Genomic DNA, 18,225 nt, shown 5'->3' with positions numbered 1-18,225 from the left:
TCCTTGTTCCGATGCCGCGGCTCAGGCGTTCGCCAGCTCGGCGGCCTTGTCGGCGCCCTCGTCCATGCCGGCGGCGAGGGTGACGAGCGGGTTGTTGGCGGCGGCGAGGATGGCGCGGCCCTCTTCGACCTGGTTGCCATCGAGGCGGACCACGAGCGGCTTGGTGGCGGCGTCGCCGAGGATCTCGAGCGCCTTGACGATGCCCTCCGCGACGGCGACGCACGACGTGATGCCGCCGAAGACGTTGACGAACACCGACTTCACCTGCGGGTCGCCGAGGATGACGTCCAGCCCCGCGGCCATGACGGTCGCCGAAGCGCCGCCGCCGATGTCGAGGAAGTTGGCGGGCTTGACGCCGCCATGGTTCTCACCGGCGTAGGCGACGACGTCGAGGGTCGACATGACCAGACCCGCGCCGTTGCCGATGATGCCGACCTGGCCGTCGAGCTTGACGTAGTTCAGGCCGGATGCCTTGGCCTTCGCCTCGAGCGGGTCGGCGGCGTCCTTGTCCTCGAGCTCCTCGTGCTCGGGGTGGCGCACCTCGGTGGCGTTGTCGTCGAGCGACACCTTGCCGTCGAGGGCGATGATGTTGCCCGCGGCATCCTGGATGAGGGGGTTCACCTCGACGAGGGTGGCGCCCTCACCGGTGTAGACGTTGTAGAGCTTGACGAAGACGTCGGCGACCTTGGGGGCCAGTTCGTCGTCGAAGCCACCGGCCTTGGCGATCTCGAGCGCCTTGGCGGCGTCGATGCCGGTCAGCGGGTCGACCTCGACCTTGGCGAGGGCCTCGGGCTTCTCGACGGCGAGCTGCTCGATCTCCATGCCGCCCTCGACCGAGCACAGGCTCAGGTATGAGCGGTTGGCGCGGTCCAGCAGCACCGAGAAGTAGAACTCCTTCTCGATCTGGGCGCCCGCGGCGACCATGACGCGCTTGACGACGTGCCCCTTGATGTCCAGGCCCAGGATGGCCTTCGCCGCCTCATAGGCGTCATCGGGGGTCTTGGCGACCTTGACGCCGCCGGCCTTGCCGCGGCCTCCGGTCTTGACCTGGGCTTTGACGACGACGACGCCGCCGAGCTTCTCGGCCGCCGCCTTCGCCTCCTCAGGAGTGTCGGCGATGATGCCGGGGAGCACCGGCACCTCGTACTTCTCGAACAGGTCTCGTGCCTGGTACTCGTACAGATCCACGTGCAATCCTTCGCTGGGCGTCAGTGGGTGTCGTGCCGAAGGGTTCTCGGTATCGGAACAAAAGTGCTCAAACAATCTCGATATCGAGAGATCGACCGATCCCCCAGCTTAGTAGACGCACCGCAACGGTCCGACCGTCGCCCGCCCCGCGCAGCGGCACGGGCGTCCGGGTCGCGTTAGGCTCACGGGCATGGCCGAAGCGTCTCCCACCTCCTCCCGCAACGCCGTCGTCGCCGCTGCGCTGGACCTCTTCGCCGCGCACGGGTTCGAAGCGACCTCGGTGGAGCAGATCGCGCAGGCCGCCGGAGTCTCCCGGTCGACCTTCTTCCGTCAGTTCGGCGGCAAGGACGACGTCGTGTTCAGCGACCACGACGTGCTCCTCGCGCACCTGCGTCAGAAGCTGACGGCCGGCGGCGAAAGCGCCGGACAGAACCCGTGGGCCGCGGCGTGCGCGGCATCGGTCGACGTCTTCCGCCACTTCGCCGCCGAGCCCGAACTCGCCCGCCGCCGTTACGCGGTGGTGCGCCAGGTGCCGGCGCTGCGCGACCGCGAGATCGTGACCGTCTTCCAGTACGAGCGGCTCTTCGACGACTACCTGCGCTCCGCGCTCCCGGGCCTCGACCCGATCGACGCCGTGGCGTTCTCTGCCGCCGTGACCGCGGTGCACAACCACGTCCTGCGCCGCCTGCTGCGCGGCACCGAGGACATCCCCGAGTCGGTGCTGACCGACGCCTACGACGAGCTCATGCACCGCTTCGGCGTGCACCCGGACGGCGAGCAGGCGCAGAACGACGACGTCGTCGTGGCGACCTTCCCCCGTCGGATGCCGATGGCCGAGGTCGTGCGGCGCCTGCGCGACGAGCTCTGAGCGCGCGCTGCCCGACCGAACTGCAAGGGTTCGCGGACGGCACGCCGGGATCACGGCATCCCGCGCGGCGTGTCGCCCGACGGGCCTTGCAGTTGCGGCGCGGGATGCCGAGGGCGGCGGCGGCCCGGCAGGGCGGCGGTCCGCCCTCAGACCGTCTCCCCCGAGGCGACGGTCTCGGCGAGCGCGTGCACGCGCGGCAGGTGGTGCGCGCCGTAGAAGTCCGCCGCGGTCAGCCGCTGCGCGTCGGCCTCCTCCGGGGCGGCGTGGGCCGCGACCGCGACGACCGCCAGCGCGTGCATCCAACCGCCGGCAAGGACGCCGAGGAGCATCAGATAAGGCACGCTGACGGCGTGCGCATCCCGCGGCGCGTCGGCGAAGCCGATGAGATCGGCGGTTGCGCGACGCGCGGCATCCACGGCCCGCTCGAGGCGTGCGGCCGTGCGCGCCGCGACGTCGCCGCCCGCCGCGCGCAGTGCCGCGACGGTGCCGGTGATGTCGGCGAAGAGCGCCTCGGCGGTCGCCCCCTGGTTTCGGATGACCTTGCGTCCGATGAGGTCGTTGGACTGGATCGCGGTGGTGCCTTCGTAGATCGGCATGATGCGGGCGTCGCGGTAGTGCTGAGCCGCACCGGTCTCCTCGATGAAGCCCATGCCCCCGTGCACCTGGATGGCGTCGCTCGTCAGCGCCACGGCATCCTCCGTCGACCAGCCCTTCAGAATCGGCACGAAGAACTCGGCCATCGCGAGCACGGCGGCATCGTCGGTCTGCTCCGCCCGGTCGAACAGGTCGGCGACGTAGACGCCCAGAGCGCGCATCGCGAAGACTTCGCTGCGCATCGACAGCAGCAGCCGGCGCACGTCGGGGTGCTCCGCGATCGGCGCGGTGCCCTCGCGGCCGAGGACGCGTCCCTGTACCCGATCAGCGGCATAGGCCGTGGCCTGCTGCAGCGCGCGGTCGGCGATGCCGGTCGCCTGGAACCCCATCGCGATGCGGGCGGAATTCATCATCACGAACATGCCGGCCAGTCCCCCGCCGACCTCGCCGACGAGGTACCCGGTGGCGTCCTCGTAGGAGAGCACGCAGGTGGGGCTGCCGTGGATGCCGAGCTTGTGCTCGACGGCGACGGTCGTGACGGCATTGCGATCGCCGAGCGAGCCGTCCGTGTTGACGAGGTACTTGGGCGCGACGAACAGTGACAGCCCCTTGGCCCCATCGGGGGCGCCGGGCGTGCGTGCGAGAACGAGGTGAACGATGTTCTCGGCGACGTCGTGATCGCCCCAGGTGATGAAGATCTTCTGCCCGCGGATCGCGTACGTGCCGTCCCCGCGGGGTGTGGCGATCGTGCGGATGGCGCCGAGGTCGGTGCCCGCCGCCGGCTCGGTGAGGTTCATCGTGCCCGTCCACTGGCCCGAGACCAGCTTCGTCAGGTACGTCTCGCGGATCTGATCGGATGCCGCGGCATCCAGCGCATGGATCTGTCCGGCGGTGAGCAGCCAGCACAGCGCGAACGCGGCGTTCGAGGCGTTCCAGATCTCGCCGAGGCCCGCTCGGATCGCCCCGGGAAGCCCGTCGCCGCCCGCGGAGGTCGGCGCCTCCGCGCTGATCCACCCCGCCTCCACGAACGCGGCGTAGGCCTCGGCGAAGCCGGCGGGCAAACGCACCTGGCCGTCGACGAGACGAGCGCCCTCGCGATCGCCGATGCTCTGCAGCGGCGCGAGGACGGACGCCGCGAACTCACCGGCTCCGGCGATCACATCCGCGCCGTCGGCGGCGGTGAGCTCGCCGCCGGTCGCGCGGGCGACGATGTCGAGACCGAACGCCTCGCCGAACAGGAAGGCGTAGTCGGCGGTGGGGGCCTGGTACTCAGCGGCCATGGGAACTCCTCGGATGCTCGCGGCGTCTCGGTGATCGATCCCGATGAAGAATGCGAATGAGACTGCGGACCATCATAAGTGATACTCAGTCTCATCGCGAGTCGTCGGATGCCCCCTGTCGCCCGCGTGCCCCCGCCGTCATGATGAGAGCCATGCCGTACGACATCCCCGCACCGATGCTGGCGAAGGCCGTCAGCGCCGTTCCCGACCCCGCCCGCACCCCCGGGGGCCTCGCGTTCGAGCCGAAATGGGACGGATTTCGCGCCCTGCTGTCGTGGGACGGCACCGACGTCGAGATCGGCTCGCGCGGGGCAAAGCCGCTCACCCGCTACTTCCCCGAACTCGTCGCCGCGTGCACCGCCCTGCTGCCCGAGCCGTGCCTGCTCGACGGGGAGATCGTGGTGGCGCTCGACGGATCCGACGGGCGTCGGCGGCTGTCATGGGAGGCGCTGTCACAGCGCATCCACCCCGCCGCCTCACGCATCGCCCTGCTGAGCAGGGAGACGCCCGCGATGTTCATCGCCTTCGACCTCCTCGCCCGCGGCGAGCGCGATCTCCAGCAGGAGCCGTTCTCGACGCGCCGCGCAGAACTCGAAGACCTCCTGCGGACGGTCCCCGCCCCGGTGCACGTGACGCGCACGACGGGTGACCACGACCTGGCGACGCAGTGGCTCGCCCGCTTCGAAGGCGCCGGGCTGGACGGGGTGATCGCCAAACCGCTCGCCCTGCCCTACGCGCCCGGAAAGCGGACGATGTTCAAGATCAAACACGCCCGCACGGCCGACGTCGTGCTGCTCGGCTACCGCGTGCACAAGAGCGGCCACGGTGTCGGCTCGCTGCTGCTGGGGCTGTACGACGAGAACGGCGATCTCCGCAACGTCGGCGGAGCGTCGGCCTTCAGCGATGTGCGCAGACGTGAGCTCGTCGACGAGCTGGCGCCTCTCGTCGTCACGGATGCCGAGGGCACCGCCATGACCGGACAGACCGACCGTTCGCGCTTCTCGGCGACGAAGGACACCTCGTTCGTCCGGCTGCGGCCGGAGCGCGTGCTCGAGGTGCGCTACGACCAGCTCGAGGGCGCACGCTTTCGCCACACGGTGCAGTTCGAGCGGTGGCGGCCCGACCGCGACCCGCGCTCGTGCACCTTCGCCCAGCTGGAACAGGTGCGCGCATACGACCTGGCGGACGTCCTGGACTGAAGCCGCGGCGCACGGATCCGACCCGCGCAGCACCGCACGGGCCGGATCCGGCTCTCCCGCCCACGCCCGCATCGGCGCCGGGTTCCGGCGGCCGGACATGCGATCCGTTGGTGCGGATGGTGAGGGGCGCTCTCCCCTCCTCCGTGATCCCGAGCCTACGGGCGCGCGAAGGACCGCTGATCGGTCGGCGACCGTGAATATCGGCATCCGTTGTTCCGGCTCGTGATCCTCGCCCTGCGGCGGCGCCGGTGCGAGGATCGGACCATGGTCCCCGCCCCGCCCGACGAGCCGTCCGCTGCGCCGTCCGAGACCTTGGAACCCACGGTGACGCAGGAGCTCGCCCTCGAGCCGGTGCAGTTCATCGCCCGCACGGACGCGGTGCTGCGCCTGGGATCGCTCATGCTGGGGGCGGGTGCCTCCTCCGCGCGGGTGCGCGACAGCATGGTGCGGGCCGCGGAAGCGGTGGGAATCGACGACGTGCACTGCCGCGTCGGCATGACCGACATCGTGCTCACCGCCGGGCGCGGTCAGATGTTCCGCACACGCGTGGCGGAAGTTCCTCGTCCGACCGTCGACGCCGACCGCATGACGGCCCTGAAACGTCTGACGGCGCGTCTGCAGCCGGGCACGACGCCGGCTCACCTGCAGGGCGAGCTGCGCGAAGTCGAGCGGATGCCGCGGCGCTACTCCGATCTGACGCGCGTGCTGGCGGCCGCGCTGGCGTGTGCGGCCTTCGCGCTGCTGAACAACGGTGGGTGGCAGGAGTTCGTCGCCGTCGGGATCGCGGCGGCGGCGGGCCAGTGGGTGCGGATGCTCATCCACCGCCTCCGCACGAACGAGTTCCTGCTCGTGTTCGCCTCGGCGATGACGGCCCTGCTGGTGTACCTGGCCGCCGCGCAGGTGTTCGTCGCCCTCGGCGTTCCCGGCGGACAGCACGACGCGGCACTGACCAGCGCCGTGCTCTATCTCGTTCCCGGCTTCCCGCTCGTGACCGGCGCCCTCGACCTCGCCCGACTGGATCTCAACGCCGGCATCGCCCGGGTCACCTATGCCGTCCTGGTGCTGCTGGCCACCGGCACCGCCGTCTGGGGAGTCGCGACCGTCTTCGACGCGACCGTCACGCAGGTCGCCGCCCCCGAGTTCGCCGAGCCGTTCCTGTCGCTCGTCCGACTCGCCGCCGGCTTCGTCGGGGTACTCGGTTTCGCTCTGCTGTTCGGCACGCCCTGGGCGATCGCTCTGACGGCATCGAGTCTCGGCGCCGTCGCGAACGTCGGGCGCTTGGCGCTCGTCGACGCCCACGTCAATCCCGCCGTCGCCGCCGCTGCCGCCGCCCTGGCCGTGGGACTCGGCGCCTACCTCTTCGGTGATCGGCTGCGCGCCGCACGCGTGACCCTGACCGTGCCGGCCGTGCTGATCATGGTGCCCGGGGCCGCCGCCTACCGCTCGATCGCCGGTGTCATCGGCGGCGACACGGTCGCGGCGATCCAGAATGCGACGACCGCGGTGTTCGTCGTCGTGGCCCTCGCGATCGGCCTCACCGTGGCACGGGTGCTCACCGAGCGGGAGTGGTCGCTTCCGGCCCGGTGACCGGATCGGAGGCGACCGGTCGTCTACGGTCGAGGCATGGGACTGTTCCGTGACCGCACCGTCCGCATCGACCAGCACGGCACGGACGGCGTCCACGTGCGCGCCGTGGGCAGACCGTGGAGCCTCTGGGCGGATGCCTTCGGCGCCCTCGCGATCCGGGCGGTGCAGATCATCGTGGTTGTGGCCCTCGCCGCGGGGATCATCTGGGGCATCCGCCAGCTGACCGTCGTGACGATCCCGCTCGTGATCGCGCTGATCCTGGCCTCGGCGTTCGCGCCGCTCATGGCCTGGCTGCGCGGGCGCGGCATCCCCTCCTTCGTGGCGACGCTGATCACCCTGTTCGCGATCGCCCTCGTGCTCACCGCGGTGGGCTGGCTGATCGTCTGGGCCGTGCGCGACCAGTGGGACGAGCTGGCGACGCAGGCGCAGGGCGGTTTCACCGATCTGATGGCCTGGGCGGGCACCCTGCCCTTCCAGATCGATCACGCCCAGATCGACGGGTGGCTGACAGCCCTCACCGATTTCGTGACGAGCGCGCAGTTCGGCAGCGGCGCCCTCGCCGGCGTCAGCGCCGTGGCGAACTTCATCACCGGCCTCGTGCTGATGGTCGTGATGCTGTTCTTCTTCCTCAAGGACGGTCCGCAGATGTGGGCCTTCCTGCTGCGGCCGTTCCGCGGCGAGCCGTACCAGCGCGCGCTGCGGGTCGGCGACAAGACCGTGACGGTGCTCGGTTCGTACGTGCGCGGCACGGCGACCGTCGCCGCGGTCGATGCCGTTGGCATCCTGATCGGGCTGCTGATCCTGCAGGTGCCGTTGGCCCTGCCGCTGGCGGTGCTGGTGTTCCTGCTCGCGTTCATCCCGATCGTCGGCGCGACCCTCGCCGGCATCCTCGCCGCACTGGTGGCCCTCGTGGCCAACGGGTGGGTCGTGGCCCTGCTCGTGGTGGGCGTGGTCGTGCTCGTCAACCAGCTGGAGGGCAACCTGCTGCAGCCCGTGCTGATGGGACGCTCGATGCAACTGCACGCCTTCGTGATCCTCATCGCTCTGACCGCGGGCACCGTGCTGGGCGGCATCGTCGGTGCCGTGCTCGCCGTGCCGATCACCGCGGTCGCGTGGGGGATCGTTCAGGTGTGGGACGGACCGCACACCCCGGCGAGGTGGGCCCGCCCGCATCGCCGCGAGGCGATCACCCGCACCGACTGACCCGCGGCGGCGTCAGGGGATCCAGACGACGACGCCGTTCTGTCCGCTGAGCAGCGCCGCAACGCCTGCCGCCACGGCGTCGCGGCAGCGCTCGGGCGTGAAGCTCGCCGGGTCGTGATGGGTGGCCTGACCGAGATCCTCGCCGCGGAAGCCGGCTCCGGCCCAGTCGACGGCGAGCACATTCTGCGTCGGCTCGGCCAGTTCGCCGCCCAGGACGAGGAAGGGTTGGTCGAGGTGACTCGCGGTGACGATCGCGAGGGGATCCACGAGCCCGTCGCCGGTGGACATGATGACATCGGCGTGCATGTCGATGGCCTGGGTGATCGAGGGAATGGGGTCGGCCCCGGCCCTCACCTCGCGCAGGTCGGCACCCACCTCGCGTGCCCAGATGCGCACCGCGTCGGTCATCGTCTCGGTCGCCGCCTCGTCGCCCATCGTGAGCAGGACCACGCGCAGCCCCGCCGTCGGGCGCGCCCCGACCCACGATCCCGGACTCGGGGTCATCGTCGCCGCCGGGGCCAGGGGGGTCGGCGGAAGGAAGCCGGCATCGGCGGCGGCGATCAGGGTGGGCGCAGGGTGGGCGCAGCGTGGGAGGCGGGAGGGCGCCGTACGCGATTCAGTGCCGTGCGGCGCGGCGGCGAAGAAGGGCCCCCGCGCCGAGCAGGGCAGCAGCGGCGGCGGTGAACACGAGCGCTCCGGTGAGCTGGTCTCCCGTCGGAGCAAGCCGACCGTCGAGCGCACTCCCATCGACGGGGCGTGCGTTCGAGAGCCCCGGAACGGCGGAGGGATGGGGACGGGGACTCGCGGGTCCGCGCTCGTGCGGCGGGAAGACGACCTGGATGACCATCTGCGAGGTTGCCTGCGGCCCGGCCGAGGAGCCGTCGTCGGGCGCGGTCGCGGAGGCGGCTCCGGCGACGCCGACGGGGCCGAGAGCCGTCGCGGCAGTGAGGCACACACCGGCGGCGACGCGTGCGAAGGTCCTCGTGCCCATGCCGATGCTCTCCTGTCCGTCACCCGGCCGGCGACGAGTGCCGAGCCTCAGAGGCGCCGGTGACGGAGGGGATGCCGTCAGGCGACCGCGCGGTGAACCCGCTCAGTCCTTCTTGGCGCGACTGGGTTGGACGCGCGGCGGCTCGCCGGGCATCTTGGGGAACTCGGGCGGGAACGGCAGCTCACCCAAACGCGCCTCGCGGTCGCGCTGCCACCACTCGAGCAGCACATCGATACGACCGGGGTTCTCCTGCAGACCCTCCCAGGGGTCGCCGACCTCGGCGAGTCGCCGCGGCACCGTGCGCACGGTGAACGCAGCCGGGTCGACGCCGTCGGCCAGCTCCGCCCACGTGATGGGCGTCGCGACGGTCGCCGACGGCAGGGCGCGCGGGCTGTAGGCACCGGCCATGGTGCGGTCGCGGTTGGCCTGGTTGAAGTCGACGAAGATGCGCCGTCCGCGCTCCTCCTTCCACCAGTCGACCGTCACGGCATCCGGCAGCCGTCGCGCGAGCTCTCGCCCGGCCGCGATGACGGCGTGGCGGACGTCGAGGAACTCGTGCGTCGGCTCGATGGGGCAGAACACATGGATGCCGCGATTGCCGCTGGTCTTCAGCCACGGTTCGAGCCCGGCCTCGCGCAGCACCTCGCGCAGCACGGGTGCGACGGCGGCGGCATCCGCGAAATCGGTGCCGGGCTGCGGGTCGAGGTCGATGCGCAGTTCGACGGGATTGTCGGTGTCGGCGGCGAGCGAGGCCCACGGGTGGAACACGACGGTGTTCATCTGCACTGCCCAGACGATGGCCGCGGCCTCGTCGAGCACCACCTGAGGGTGACGGCGCCCGCTGTTGTAGGTGCACATCACCTCGTGGACGTAGTCGGGGGCACCGCGTGGCGGGTTCTTGGAGAAGAAGCGCTCGCCGTCGACGGTGTCGGGGAAGCGCTCGAGCGAGACGGGGCGGTGGCCGTTGGCCCGCAGGAACGGCTCGGCCGCGGCGATCACGTACTCGGCGAGCTCCTGCTTCGTGATGCCGAGCTCCGGCCAGATCACGCGGTGCGGGCTGGACAGCGAGACGTCCCGCCCGGCGACGTCGAGGGTGATGCGCTCCGAGGCCATGCCCCGACCCTACGGGCCGGGCGCCGGTCGCGACAGGGGGCGATCCCGCGCTCGCGCGGGTCGCCACAGATTCGGTGGCCGGCAACGGATGCGGATTCGGATGCCGCGCGGCATCCGAATCCGCTGCATTCATCCGAATCTGCGGGGCCTGCGGCGCGTGTCCGTCCGCGAGTATCAGTCCGCGCGTCAGCCGGCGAGCGCCATGACACCGGCCAGCGCGTCGCGGTCGAGCTCGATCCAGGGGCCGCCCGAGTCGACGACGACGCCGGTGAGGCCCGGCTCGGATGCCAGGGCGCGGCCGAGCTGCTCGGGCTGCACCGGCAGGGGGCTGTCGCCACGGCCGAGAGCCACGACCTCCAACGGGTGCGAGAACACCTCCATGCGGCGCTGACCGTCGGGGGTGCGCGCCTCGGCGAGGCCCATGCGCCCCTCGGCGTCGCTGTTGCCAGCCACCCAGACGGGAAGGCGCGAGAGGGCGTCGGCGACGCGTGCGGCCGTGCTCTCATCGCGCGGCGCCGACAGCAGCGTCTTGATCTCGAACGTGGGCTCGCTCTCCTCGACGGCGCGGGCGATGAGCTCCTTGGGCAGGATGACGCGGGCGCCGGCGGTGGCGTGGTCGAGGTAGATGCCGTCGTATCCCCCGGCCACCGCGTTGCGCAGCACCTCGATGGCGGGCTGCCCGATGACCGAGGTGGCCGCCCCGCCTTCGGAGTCGACGCTGGCCTGCAGTGCGGCGCCGCCACTGAAGGCGAGGAGGAAACGCCTTCCCTCCACGGAGGCGATCGCGAGGTTGATCTGCTGGCCCGCAGCGATCAGCGCCTGAACGTCGCCCTGCGCCCGCAGGAACAGCTGCCCCTGCAGCGCCTGGCGCATCACGTTCATGATCTCTGTGTTCTGCGGCTCCGCCGACAGGCCCGCCAAGGCGCCTTGCAGCAGCGCGTTGTCGACCAGACCGGGCACGATCTCGCGCGGAGCCGGCGCGGTCGCCGCGGGGCGCGTCGGCGCTGCGGGCGCCGGAGCCGTCGGGTCGGCGCCGAAGGTGGAGACCGAGATGCCGACCTGCGGCACCCCCTCGGCCGCGACGGATGGCGCTTCGGCGGATTCGTCCGTCTCCGCGACGGTGTCGACGGACTCGACCTCGGATGCCGGGGCGCCGTCGCCCTTGTCGGAACGGTCGCGACGCGAGAAGAGTGCCATGGGTCCGAGCCTAGCCGTGACCGCCACCGGCCCGCGGCGGGGCGGCATCCGCCTCACGCGCTCCCTTCCGTCTCGCGCTACCGAAACACGCATCGCGCGTGCCGGATTCGACAGCGCGAACCGCCGGGCTACAGCTTCTCGATCGGGGCGATCTTGATGAGCAGCTTCTTCTGCCCGGCGCGGTCGAAACGCACGTGGGCCACGCGCTTGGCGCCTTCGCCCGTGACCATGTCGACGCGGCCCTCGCCGAAGTCGTCGTGGCGGATGCGGTCGCCAGGGACCAGCTCCATCTCACCGTTGTCGCGCACCTTCGCGGGGATGCGGTTGGCGAACTTCGCGAGGTCGCCCGCGGGCTTTTCCCGCCGCGGCAGCGGAACGAGGTCGTCGCCGTAACGCGAGCCGCCCGAACCACCCGAACCGCCGAACCCGCCCGACCTGCGCCCGTTCAGTGCACGCGATCCTCCCTGACCTCGCGAGTTGATGTCGCCGGGCGACTGGCGCCAGTCGATGAGCTCGTGGGGGATCTCCTGCAGGAACCGCGACGGCATCGCGACCGACACCTCACCGAACTGGGCGCGGGTCATGGCGAGCGAGAGGTGCAGGCGCTTGCGGGCGCGCGTGAGCGCGACGTAGAACAGGCGGCGTTCCTCCTGCGGACCGCCCGGCTCTCCCGCGGAGATCCGGTGCGGAATGAGATCCTCCTCGACGCCCGTGACGAAAACCGCGTCGTATTCGAGACCCTTCGCCGTGTGCATCGTCATCAGCGATACCGAGCCCGAGGCGTCGGCGAGGTCATCGGCATCCGAGACCAACGCCACCTCGGTGAGGAAGTCGAGGATCGTGCCGTCGGGGTTGTTGCGGGCGAACTCGCGGGTGACGGCCACGAGCTCGTCGAGGTTCTCGACGCGCGCCTCGTCCTGCGGGTCCTTCGACATGCGCAGGGCGTCGAGATAGCCGCTCTTGTTGAGGAGCAGGGTGAGGCCTTCGGCGACCGAGGTCGGCGGCGGTGCCTCGCCCGAGGGGGGCAGCATGATGGCCGTCGCCTCGGCGAGCACGGCGTCGAGCTGGGCGATCGCGGCCTGGATCTTGGGGCCGACTCCCAGCGCCGACGCGTTGGCGAGCGCATCGCGGAAGGTGATGTCCTGGTCGGCGGCGTAATGGGCGATCGAGGTCTCCGTGACGTCGCCGATGCCGCGGCGGGGCTTGTTCAGGATGCGGCGGACGCTCAGCTCGTCGGCGGGGTTCGCGACGGCGATGAGGTAGGCCATCGCGTCTTTGATCTCGGCGCGCTCGTAGAACTTCGTGCCGCCCATGATCTTGTACGGCACGGCGGCGCGGATGAAGATCTCCTCCAGCGCGCGGGACTGCGAGTTGGTGCGGTAGAACACGGCCATCTCGCCGTACGGCAGACCGGCGCGGTGGAGCGCCTCGACCTCGTCGGCGACGAACTGGGCTTCGTCGTGCTGCGAGTACCCGGTGAAGCCGACGATCTTGTCTCCCGCGCCGACGTCGGTCCAGAGCTTCTTGTCCTTGCGGTCGAAGTTATTGCTGATGACGGCGTTGGCCGCCGTCAGGATGTTCTGGGTCGAGCGGTAGTTCTGCTCGAGCAGCACGACCTTCGCACCCGGGTAGTCGCGCTCGAACTCGGTGATGTTGCGGATGTCGGCGCCGCGGAACGCGTAGATCGACTGGTCGGAGTCGCCGACGACGGTCAGCGACGCTCCGTCGGTCTCGTCGAGCAGAGCGCCCACGTCTTCGATGGGCCGCGTGAGTTCATGGATCAGCGCGTACTGGGCGTGGTTGGTGTCCTGATACTCGTCGACGAGGATGTGGCGGAAGCGTCGGCGGTAGGTGTCGGCGACGTGCGGGAACGCACGGAAGAGATAGACGGTCTGCGCGATGAGGTCGTCGAAGTCGAACGCGTTCGCGCGCTGAAGCGAACGCTGATAGTCGGCGAAGATCTCTGCGAACAGGCGCTCGGCGGGGTCGCTCATGTTGGCCGTGCGCGCGAACGACTCGGCATCCGCGAGCTCATTCTTCAGCTTCGAGATGCGCCCCTGGACGGATGCCGGGGTCAACCCGAACGCGTCGGCCTCGTACTGCTTGACGAGTCGCTTGATGAGAGCGCGCGAGTCGCCGGAGTCGTAGATCGTGAAGCTCTTGGTGAAGCCGAACTGGTCGGCCTCACGGCGCAGGATGCGCACGCACGCCGAGTGGAACGTCGAGATCCACATGCCCTGCGCGGTGTCGCCGATGAGCTGCTGCACGCGTTCGCGCATCTCGCCGGCGGCCTTGTTGGTGAAGGTGATCGCGAGGATCTGACTCGGCCACGCCTCGCGTGCGCGCAGCAGCGATGCGATGCGGCGCGTGAGCACGCTCGTCTTTCCCGAACCCGCACCGGCGACGATCAGCAGCGCCTGTCCGCGATAGGTCACCGCTTCTCGCTGCTGCGGGTTGAGACCGACCAGAAGGTCCTCGTCGGCCCGGCCTCCCGAGCCGCGCGCGGCGTCCGTGGGCATGCCGACGATGACGGGCTTGATCGGGTCGCTCATAACCCGTCAAGTCTAGGTCGCGGCTCTGACACCGCCGACGGGATGCCGCGGCGACCCGGCGTCGCGCGTAGCCCCGCGCGGCCGGGAGAATGGACGCATGCGCACGATCCTCAACATCGTCTGGATCATCTTCGCCGGATTCTGGTTGTTCGTCGGCTACGTGGTCGCCGGTGTGGTGCTGTGCATTCCGATCATCACGATCCCCTGGGCGATCGCCTCGTTCCGCACCGCCGGTTACGTCATCTGGCCGTTCGGGCGCACGATCGTGCCGAAGCCGACGGCGGGCGTGGGCTCGTTCCTCGGCAACGTCGTCTGGGTGATCCTCGCCGGGTGGTGGCTCGCGCTCGGGCACCTGGTCAGCGGCATCGCGCTGTGCGTCACGATCATCGGCATCCCGATGGCGATCGCGGACTTCAAGATGATCCCGATCTCTCTCGTGCCCCTCGGCAAAGAGATCGTCTCCACGCGCCAGGGCGCGTTCGATCGGACGCTGTGACCCCGACGATCGCCCGTGTCACGCGCGGACACATATCGCAACCACAGGTCACACACCTACTCCCGGCGGTCGCGGCGGGTTAGCGTGGGGGCGTCCCCTCACCGGGGCATCGCGGCGATCCGGGCGGACCCGGGCACCGGCTCATAACCGGGTGCGTTGCGGGTTCGACTCCCGCCGTCGCGTCGACGCAGGACTTCCCCGTTCTCTCCGCGCATTCGCAGGCGCAGGGCCTACCCTCACTTCATCCGGCACACCGCATCCGTCGGCGCGAGGAGGCCCCCATGCGCAGAACCCCGATCCTGACCGTGATCGCCCTGGCGGCGCTCGCGCTCACCTCGTGCAGCTCCGGCGGCACCGATCCCGCTGCGGAGCTGCCGGGCGTCTCCCCGTCGACGCGCCCGCCGCTGCAGACGACGACGCCCGGCCCGGTCGGTCCGTCCGGTCCCGCGATCGCCGTACCCCAGAGTCGCTGGGACGCCCTCGTCGCCGACCTCACGAAGCGGGGCGTGACGGGCACCCCCGCGCTCGTGTCCTCCGAAGCGGTGACGTTCAACGACGGCTCGCTCGGCTGCCCGTCTCCGGGTCAGTCCTACACGCAAGCGCAGATCGACGGCATGCGCGTGGTCGTCTCGGTCGATGGCAAGACTTACGACTACCGGTTCGGTCAGGGCGCCGAGCCCAGGCTCTGCGCCTGACCTCGCGACAGCACACGCGACGACGCGACAGCGCAAACACAGGAGGAGGGGGTGGATGCCGCGGCATCCACCCCCTCCTCCGTCTCGCCGGGGCTACTTCTTCAGCGGCAGCAGCAGCGCCTCATCGGCGCCGGACGCGTTGTCCATCACGACCACCATCGAGCCGAGCGGCTTCTGCGCCTCGATCTGCTTCGCGTTGAAGCCGACCTCGACGCTCGCCGAACCGCGCTGCGGCACCGTGACGAACTGACCGTTGGTGATCGCCGGCGCGGTCGGGTCATACGTCGCCCACCCGTCCACCGCGTCCGACGCGTCGTTGGACGCGAAGGTCTGGGCCGTGTACGAGAACGCCCCCGTGATGCCCAGATCGCTCGCCCGCACCGGCATCAGCAGTGTGCTGCTGTCGGTCGGCGCCTGCGTGAGGAAGCCCGCGGCGGCCGTCTCCTTCGTCTTGGCGTTGACGATGAACACCTCGGACAGACCATTGGTGTCGCCGTTGCGGACCCCGCCCGAGTCGGCCGACAGGACGATCCAGTCGGGGGTGCCGTCGCGATCACTGTCGATCACGATGTCGTACTCGTTCGCGGCCGCGTTCGACCAGCGGTGGTGCATGTTCATCGCGAACACCATCAGCGTGTCGTCGCCATCGGGGAAGGACTGCACCCCGACCGCGCGGATGTCGTACCCGGTGTCGGCCAAGGTCTTGCTGGCGTCCTGCGGGTCGGACAGGCCCCACGTGTACACGTCGGCACCGGCCGGCAGGGCGCCGGCGAGGTTGCGCAGCGTCAGCTTCTTGGTGCCGTCGGCGACCTTCTGCTTGCCGCTGAACCACGGGCCGTTCATCGTCGCGCGCACCGTGCTGTCGGCGCGGGGCACGAGCAGGTAGGGCACGCGCAGCGTGGAGTCGGACGACGTGAGCACGATGTCACCGGAGATCTCGGAGAACGCGAACTGGTCGTCGGCGCCGACCGAGCTGGGCACGTCCTTCGCGGCGGCCGCGACGATCACCAGCACCTTCGCCGAGCCATGCGCCGGGACGGTGATCGAGCGGTTCGAGAGCAGGATGCGCGCCTTCTTCGACTGCGCCGACGGGGTCGTCGAGACGTCGTAGCGCACCGCGGTCGGCCCGTCGTTGCGCACCGTCACGGTCTTCACGCCACCGAAGCCGAGCGGCGACTCCTGGAAGCCGAAGCTGAGCGCCGACTCGCGCGCCCAACCGCTCTCCGTCCGGAACGCGTCACCCGTCGCCGTCACCGTCGTCGCCACTGCCTGAGCGGCATCGACGAGACCCACGCCGCCGAGCGTCAGGCTCTGGCCGGCGACCTTGTCGGGGTCGGCGGTGGACACCACGGATGCCGCGATCTGCGGAGCCGTCCACGACGGGTGCGCTTCGGCGGACAGCGCCGCCACACCCGCCACGTGCGGGGCGGCCATCGAGGTGCCCGACAGGATCGCCGCACCGTTGCCCGAGCCCACCGCGGCCGACGAGATCGAGACGCCGGGGGCGGCCACGTCCGGGCTGATGGCACTGTCACCGGACCGCGGACCCGACGAGCTGAACGACGCGTAGCCGCGGAAGCCGGGGTTGGCGATCTGCGTGGCCACGAGGCTCGCCGTGGCGCCGGCGACGAACGCGGGGCCGCTCGAGGAGCGCACGCCGAGGAACGGGATCGTCAGGTTGAACGGCTCACCGGTGTCGGCGTTGGCCGTCACGACGCCTTCGAACGGGGGCAGGTCATCGGTGTTGTTCACCATGACCACCGCCGCCGCTCCCGCCTGCTGGCCGTAGATGGCCTTGGCGACACGGGCGCACGACCCGCGGTCGACGACCGCGATCTGCTGTCCACCCGGGACGACTCCCGCGGCGGTGAATGCCGCCGGCGAGCATCCGAGCGCGTTGTCGCCGGTGAGGCGCACGACCGTCAGATCGCCGATGCCGTCGAGCGAGGCACCGTTGGCGTTGATCGCCTCGACGGGGGTGCCGCCGACCGTGATCGTCGCGCCCGGGAAACCCTCGGCGCTGTCGACGGCCGATACCGAGATCACACCGTCACCGGTGCCCGGCGAGCCGGTCAGGTACGGGTTGTGACCCGCGTTACCGGAGGAGGCGACCACGACGACACCGGCACCGACCGCGTTGGCGGCCGCCACGGCATCCGGGTCGTCGGCACGTCCGAACGACGAGCCGAGTGACATGTTCACGACGTCCATGCCGTGATCGACCGCCCAGTCGAGGGCGGGCACGACCACATCGGTCGAACCCTCGCACCCGAAGACCCGCACGGCGTACAGGTCGACCTGCGGGGCGACACCCGGTCCGACGCGGAACTGGTTCGAGGGGGTCGTCGAGTCGTACGGGCCGCGGTAGGTGGTGCCGTCGGCGAGCACACCCGAGCCGCCCGCGGTGCCGGCGACGTGCGAGCCGTGGCCGTTGCAGTCGAGCGGATTGTCGTCGGGGTGGGGCACCGGCTGGTAGGAGGCGCTGTTCGGGTCGGCGTTGTAATCGTCGCCGACGAGGTCGATGCCGCCCTTGACGCGGGGAGCATCCGGGCCGTACAGGGAGGGATCGGCGGGCTGGTCGGAGGCGGCCTTCGCCGCGTCGAAAGCCGCCACCGTGCCGGGACCGCCGAACGTCGCGTGGGTGTAGTCGATGCCGGTGTCGATGATGGCGACCTTGACGTTCTGCCCCGTGTAACCGGTGCTCTCCCACACCTGCGGGACGCCGAGGAAGGGAACCGAGACGGCGTTGTCGACGGTGTACTTGCGCACGGGATGGATGGCGACGACGTTCGGCAGCGCGGCGATCGTGTCGAGCTCGGCCGCCGGCACCTTCGCCTGCACGCCGTTGTACGCCGACTGCATCTCGGCCTGCACCGAGCCGCCCTTGTCCTCGATGGCCGAGCTCACCGGCTCCTGCGCATCCTTGAGGCGGTTCTTCACGTCGCCGCGCTCACCGTCGCTGAGCTCCCGGCCCTGCTCGGCTTCCACGACGGCGACGGGATCGCCCGTCATCTCGACGACGACGCTCACGAGTCCGTTGGCGTCGATGGCCGCCGACGTGAACGACGTCGAGATCTTTCCGGCGGATGCCGCGGCGAGGAACCGCGACGACGGGTCGGCGTCGTCGGCGGTCGCGGCGAATGCGGTCGTGGAGGGGAGCAGCAGTGCTATCGCACCTGCCGTGGCGAGGATGCGTCGTTGCCGTGGTCGTTGCAAGGGAAGACCGCCTTTCGTGCAGGGGGGTGTGCCACATCGGGGTAGG

At 70.6% G+C, this 18,225-nt stretch carries 14 protein-coding genes and 1 tRNA gene; 7 read left to right on the top strand and 8 right to left on the bottom strand.

What is annotated here, in order from left to right; all coding sequences use genetic code 11:
* Positions 1–21 precede the first annotated feature (21 nt).
* Positions 22–1,188, bottom strand: coding sequence for an ADP-forming succinate--CoA ligase subunit beta (sucC, locus tag BGN98_RS05940; RefSeq protein WP_061683906.1), 1,167 nt, complete (start codon positions 1,186–1,188; stop codon positions 22–24).
* Between the two features lie 190 nt (positions 1,189–1,378).
* Here sucC and BGN98_RS05935 point away from each other — a divergent pair, with 190 nt between their 5' ends.
* Positions 1,379–2,056 carry a TetR/AcrR family transcriptional regulator gene (locus BGN98_RS05935; protein WP_061683905.1) on the top strand — a complete coding sequence of 226 codons (678 nt, stop codon included), beginning with the start codon at positions 1,379–1,381 and terminating at the stop codon, positions 2,054–2,056.
* Positions 2,057–2,202: 146 nt separating this feature from the next.
* On the opposite strand, the gene BGN98_RS05930 is transcribed toward BGN98_RS05935, so the two are convergent.
* Positions 2,203–3,930, bottom strand: a complete 1,728-nt coding sequence (locus BGN98_RS05930) for an acyl-CoA dehydrogenase family protein (RefSeq protein ID WP_288120203.1) — start codon at positions 3,928–3,930, stop codon at positions 2,203–2,205.
* Between the two features lie 152 nt (positions 3,931–4,082).
* Here BGN98_RS05930 and BGN98_RS05925 point away from each other — a divergent pair, with 152 nt between their 5' ends.
* The 3 genes from BGN98_RS05925 (at position 4,083) to BGN98_RS05915 (ending at position 7,919) form a co-directional block, all read left to right on the top strand.
* Positions 4,083–5,129, top strand: coding sequence for an ATP-dependent DNA ligase (locus BGN98_RS05925; protein WP_204946593.1), 1,047 nt, complete (start codon positions 4,083–4,085; stop codon positions 5,127–5,129).
* 264 nt (positions 5,130–5,393) lie between these two features.
* Positions 5,394–6,716 (top strand): threonine/serine exporter family protein, encoded by a 1,323-nt coding sequence (locus BGN98_RS05920; protein ID WP_288120202.1) that lies wholly within the window; start codon positions 5,394–5,396, stop codon positions 6,714–6,716.
* 36 nt (positions 6,717–6,752) lie between these two features.
* Positions 6,753–7,919: an AI-2E family transporter gene (locus tag BGN98_RS05915; protein ID WP_288120201.1), complete on the top strand. Its 1,167-nt coding sequence runs from the start codon at positions 6,753–6,755 to the stop codon at positions 7,917–7,919.
* 12 nt (positions 7,920–7,931) lie between these two features.
* On the opposite strand, the gene BGN98_RS05910 is transcribed toward BGN98_RS05915, so the two are convergent.
* The 5 genes from BGN98_RS05910 to BGN98_RS05890 form a co-directional block, all read right to left on the bottom strand.
* Entirely contained in the window at positions 7,932–8,423 is a 492-nt protein-coding gene (locus BGN98_RS05910; protein WP_288120200.1) for a type 1 periplasmic-binding domain-containing protein, read from the bottom strand.
* A gap of 112 nt (positions 8,424–8,535) precedes the next feature.
* The gene (locus tag BGN98_RS05905) at positions 8,536–8,910 is read right to left on the bottom strand and encodes a hypothetical protein (RefSeq protein ID WP_288120198.1); all 375 of its coding nucleotides are present in this window, start codon (positions 8,908–8,910) and stop codon (positions 8,536–8,538) included.
* A gap of 102 nt (positions 8,911–9,012) precedes the next feature.
* Complete coding sequence (ligD, locus tag BGN98_RS05900) at positions 9,013–10,023, bottom strand: non-homologous end-joining DNA ligase (protein ID WP_288120196.1); 1,011 nt, start codon at positions 10,021–10,023, stop codon at positions 9,013–9,015.
* A 186-nt stretch (positions 10,024–10,209) separates the two neighbouring features.
* Positions 10,210–11,220: an SseB family protein gene (locus BGN98_RS05895; protein ID WP_288120195.1), complete on the bottom strand. Its 1,011-nt coding sequence runs from the start codon at positions 11,218–11,220 to the stop codon at positions 10,210–10,212.
* A 128-nt stretch (positions 11,221–11,348) separates the two neighbouring features.
* On the bottom strand, positions 11,349–13,772 hold the full coding sequence (locus BGN98_RS05890; protein ID WP_288120194.1) for an ATP-dependent helicase: 2,424 nt from the start codon (positions 13,770–13,772) through the stop codon (positions 11,349–11,351).
* Positions 13,773–13,869: 97 nt separating this feature from the next.
* Between BGN98_RS05890 and BGN98_RS05885 the strand changes: the two genes are divergently transcribed.
* The 3 genes from BGN98_RS05885 to BGN98_RS05875 all read left to right on the top strand — a co-directional run bounded on the left by BGN98_RS05885 (position 13,870) and on the right by BGN98_RS05875 (position 14,963).
* Positions 13,870–14,268, top strand: a complete 399-nt coding sequence (locus tag BGN98_RS05885) for a YccF domain-containing protein (RefSeq protein ID WP_005050364.1) — start codon at positions 13,870–13,872, stop codon at positions 14,266–14,268.
* Between the two features lie 110 nt (positions 14,269–14,378).
* Positions 14,379–14,451: transfer RNA gene (locus BGN98_RS05880), tRNA-Met, on the top strand.
* 98 nt (positions 14,452–14,549) lie between these two features.
* Positions 14,550–14,963, top strand: coding sequence for a DUF8738 domain-containing protein (locus BGN98_RS05875; protein WP_005050368.1), 414 nt, complete (start codon positions 14,550–14,552; stop codon positions 14,961–14,963).
* A gap of 93 nt (positions 14,964–15,056) precedes the next feature.
* On the opposite strand, the gene BGN98_RS05870 is transcribed toward BGN98_RS05875, so the two are convergent.
* Complete coding sequence (locus BGN98_RS05870; protein WP_288120191.1) at positions 15,057–18,179, bottom strand: S8 family peptidase; 3,123 nt, start codon at positions 18,177–18,179, stop codon at positions 15,057–15,059.
* Positions 18,180–18,225: the final 46 nt, after the last annotated feature.

Origin of the sequence: Microbacterium sp. 69-7 (genome assembly GCF_001897985.1) — a bacterium.
Lineage (GTDB): Bacteria > Actinomycetota > Actinomycetes > Actinomycetales > Microbacteriaceae > Microbacterium > Microbacterium laevaniformans.
This window is presented reverse-complemented; position numbering and strand designations above follow the sequence as displayed.